Genomic DNA, 3,799 nt, shown 5'->3' on the forward strand with positions numbered 1-3,799 from the left:
GCCGCCTGACCGCTCAGGCCGGATCCGTGGAGCCCTCCTCGACGGGCGTGACGGCCGGTTCCGGCGTCCCCTCCGCGGCCAGCGCCTGGTGGCGTCGGTAGACCTGGACGCCGATGGCCACGGGGATGGCCGCGACGGCAGCCGCCCGCATCCAGGGCCGGTCCAGGACGTGGCCGGTCACGGCGTCCAGGGACACCCGTCCGGCCCCGCCGACCGCGAAGGCCGTGGCGGCCAGGCCGAGCACCGCGGGGTACTCCAGGCCGCCCTCGGTGGCGAAGAAGCCCTGGGGGGCGTGCACGCTGGCCGCCACGCCCATGGTCGTGGCCGCTGCCGCACCGGCGGCCGGCGTCGCCAGGCCGAGGGCCAGCGCCAGGCCGGCGCCGGCCTCACCGACCCCGGCGAGCACGGCGCTGGTCTTGCCCGGGCGGAAGCCCATGGCGTGCAGGCCCTGGCTGGTTCCCTCGAGACCACCGCCGCCGAACCAGCCGAACAGCTTCTGCGTGCCGTGGGCGATCAGCACGCCGCCGAGGCCGACGCGGAACAGCGTCCGGGCGGCGGTCGTCGCGTTGGGGGTGGGGTTCTCGTAGCTCATCGTGGTCCTTCCGGTGGGCGAATGGTGGCGCGGGTGCGCGCCGCCCACCCTAGCGCTCGGTGCGCGGCTGGTGCTGGTCGACCTGCGGCTGGTACCCGGAGGCGCGCAACCGGCCCAGCACCTGTTCGGAGTGGTCCAGGCCGCGGGTCTCCATGTCGATGGTGATCGTCACGTCGCCCATGCCCAGCGATCCGCCGATGCGCGTGTGGTCCACGCGGGTGACGTTCGCGTCCGTCTCGGCGATGATCCGCGAGATGGTGGACAGCTCGCCGGGCCGGTCCTGCAGGGACATCTTCACCGTCAGGTAACGCCCGGCCGCGGCCAGGCCGGACTGGATGACCTTGAGCATCAGCATCGGGTCGATGTTCCCGCCCGAGAGCAGCACCACGGTGTGCTTCGACTGGATGCCCAGCTCGGCCAGCTTGCCCTCCAGCAAGGCGGCCACCCCGACCCCGCCGGCCGGCTCCACGACCATCTTGGAGCGCTCCAGCAGGAACACCAGCGCGTTGGCGATGGCGTCCTCCGAGACGGTCACCACCCCGTCCACGAGCTCCCGGATGATCTGGAACGGGATCTGTCCCGGCTTGCCCACGGCGATGCCGTCGGCGATGGTGGACACGGTCTCCAGCGGCACCAGGGCGTCCGCGGCCAGCGAGGGCGGGTACGCCGCCGCGTTCTCCGCCTGCACGCCGATGATGTTGATGTGCCGGCCCTGGCGCCGGGCCATCTCCTTGACGGCCACCGCCACCCCCGCCAGCAGTCCGCCGCCGCCGATCCCCATGACCAGGGTGTCGACGTCGGGTGCCTGCTCGAGGATCTCCAGGCCGATGGTGCCCTGACCGGCGACCACGTCCGCGTTGTCGAAGGGGTGGATGAACACGGCGCCGACCTCCTCGGCGTACCGCTGGGCCTCGGCGAGGGCCTCGTCCACGTTGTTTCCGTACAGCACCACCTCGGCACCGTGGTCCCGGGTGGCCTGGAGCTTGGGCAGGGCCACGCCCAGGGGCATGAAGATCCGTGCCTTGATCCCGAGCTTGGAGGCGGCCAGGGCCACTCCCTGGGCGTGGTTGCCGGCCGAGGCGGCCACCACGCCGCGGGCCTTCTCCTCGTCGCTGAGCTTGGCCATCCGCACGTAGGCGCCCCGGACCTTGAATGATCCGGCGCGCTGGAGGTTCTCGCACTTGAGGTGCACCGTGGCGCCCGTGACCCGTCCCAGGGCCCGGGAGTGGTCCAGCGGCGTCGGGACGATGACGTCCCGCAGCATCTCGCGGGCCTGTTCGATGTCGGCCAGGGTGACGGGCAGGACCGGGCGGGTCCCGGAGGCCTCACCCACGGCGTCGGCACCGGCGTCAACACCGGCCTCGGCCGGCACGGTGGCGTCGTCCGGGGCGTGCTCCGGACGTTGGCTCTGCGGGGTCGTGGTCACTGGTGTCCTCCGTCCTGGTCCGGCCGGCGGCCGGAGCGGTCCATCCCCGTATTGTCCTCCCCCGGACCGGTCCCGCCGCGCACATTGCCGCCGTCGGGACTCACGCGGGCGGCGTCGGGGCCGTCGTCGTCCGCCGTGCCGGCGCCGCCGTGGTCACGCCAGCGCCGGGGGAGGAAGCGGGAACGGGTCTGGGACCGCTTGAGTTCACGGCGCGCCCGGCGTCGTTCCGTGACGCTGGTGCCGCCCCGGCCCTCGGCACCGTCGGCTCCCCCGGTGGCCTTGCGCACCACCCCGTCGATGGTCTCGTAGGCACGGCCCCACGGCCCCTCGAGCTCGGCGGCGCGCTCCTTCAGCGTCCCCTCCCGCGGGACGTCCGGTCCGGGTTCCTGGTCGCCCTCCAGCCACGGCCGGGCGTGGAAGTACTTGATCGTCGCGTTGAGGAACGCCATCAGCGGGACCGCGAAGACGGCGCCCACGAGGCCCAGCACGGCCGTGCCCCCCGAGACCGCCAGGAACACGGCCAGCGGGTGCAGGCTGACCGCCCGGCCCATGACGAGGGGCTGCAGGACGTTGCCCTCGATCTGCTGCACGAGCAGCACGACGCCCAGCATGATCAGCGCGTTGACGGGGCCGTTGGCCACCAGGGCCAGCAGCACCGCCACGGCGCCGGTCAGGAAGGCACCGACCAGCGGGATGAAGGACCCGAAGAACACCAGCACGCCCAGCGGCAGGGCCAGCGGCACGCCCAGGACCCAGGCGCCGGTACCGATGCCGACGGCGTCCACGAAGGCCACGAAGATCTGCACCCGCACGTAACTGCCCAGGGAGTTCCAGCCGGCCTTGCCGGCCCCGTCGATGGCCTCGCGGTGACGGTGGGGCACGAAGTTCAGACAGAACCGCCAGATCCGCTGGCCGTCGTAGAGGAAGAAGATCAGGGCGAACACGGCCAGCACGGTGCCGGCCGCGATGTTGCCGGCCGTCGAGCCGAAGCCCAGGGCGCCGGAGAGGATCTGCTGGCTGTTGTTGCGGACGGTGTCGCCGAGGTTGGCGAAGATGTCGTTCCACTGGTCCGTGGTCACGCCCACGCTGGCGAGCCAGGCGACGATGCCCTGGACGCCGACCATGATCTGGTCGCGCATGTCCGTGAAGCCCACGGTCAGCTGCTGGCCGACGAGGGTCAGCAGGCCCACGATGATCGTCAGGAAGCCGATGATGATCGCCGTCACGGACAGGCCGGTGGGCACGCCCCAGCGGCGGAACCGCTGGTGCACGGGATTGAGCAGCGTGGCGAGCAGCGCCGCGATGATCAACGGGATGACCAGCAGGGACACGTGGCTGAGCAGCCAGATGCTCGCCCCGGCCATGGCCAGCACCAGCAGGACGCGCCAGGACCAGGCGGCGGCGACCGTCAGTCCGTAGGGGACGTCGGTGGCGACCCGGTTGGCCTGCTGGGATGCCGTGAGCAGGGGATCACGTCCCGGGACGGCCAGTTCGGCCCCGTTCCCGGGCGTCGGCTGGGGGGTGGTGCTCAAGGGCTTGCCTCCTGGTGGGTCACAGTCGCCCGGTGATGCCCCAGGCGGCTGCCAACTGGCCACCCGCGCCGATCCAGGCCAGGCCCTCGCCACTGTTGAGGGCGTTGGCCGGGGCGGTCATCGGCTCCACCGCCACCGCTCGGTGGCGGCCGGGGAACCTGTCCGTGAAGAACACGTGCACGTAGCCGTAGGCCGGTTCGGTCCACAGCTCCACGCTCCGGCCGTCCGGGGCGGCCAGCACGTGGTGGT

General features: G+C 72.5%; 3 protein-coding genes and 1 pseudogene. All 4 read right to left on the minus strand.

Annotated features, from left to right (window positions below; translation table 11 throughout):
• Window positions 1–13 precede the first annotated feature (13 nt).
• On the minus strand, window positions 14–592 hold the full coding sequence (locus PLJ28_RS15230; protein ID WP_324590375.1) for a DoxX family protein: 579 nt from the start codon (window positions 590–592) through the stop codon (window positions 14–16).
• A gap of 49 nt (window positions 593–641) precedes the next feature.
• Window positions 642–1,856, minus strand: coding sequence for a threonine ammonia-lyase (ilvA, locus tag PLJ28_RS15235; protein ID WP_221243445.1), 1,215 nt, complete (start codon window positions 1,854–1,856; stop codon window positions 642–644).
• Between the two features lie 158 nt (window positions 1,857–2,014).
• Entirely contained in the window at window positions 2,015–3,550 is a 1,536-nt protein-coding gene (locus PLJ28_RS15240) for an AI-2E family transporter (RefSeq protein ID WP_324590376.1), read from the minus strand.
• A gap of 19 nt (window positions 3,551–3,569) precedes the next feature.
• Window positions 3,570–3,799, minus strand: a pseudogene (locus PLJ28_RS15245) (aldose epimerase); the annotation flags it as partial.

Source organism: Citricoccus sp. (assembly GCF_035445025.1).
Classification (GTDB): domain Bacteria; phylum Actinomycetota; class Actinomycetes; order Actinomycetales; family Micrococcaceae; genus Citricoccus.

What these genes read in the sequence shown, in the direction of transcription:
- PLJ28_RS15230 (WP_324590375.1), bottom strand. Translation starts at nt 592, where the DNA reads ATGAGCTACGAGAACCCCACCCCCAACGCGACGACCGCCGCCCGGACG.
- ilvA (WP_221243445.1), bottom strand. Translation starts at nt 1,856, where the DNA reads ATGCTGCGGGACGTCATCGTCCCGACGCCGCTGGACCACTCCCGGGCC.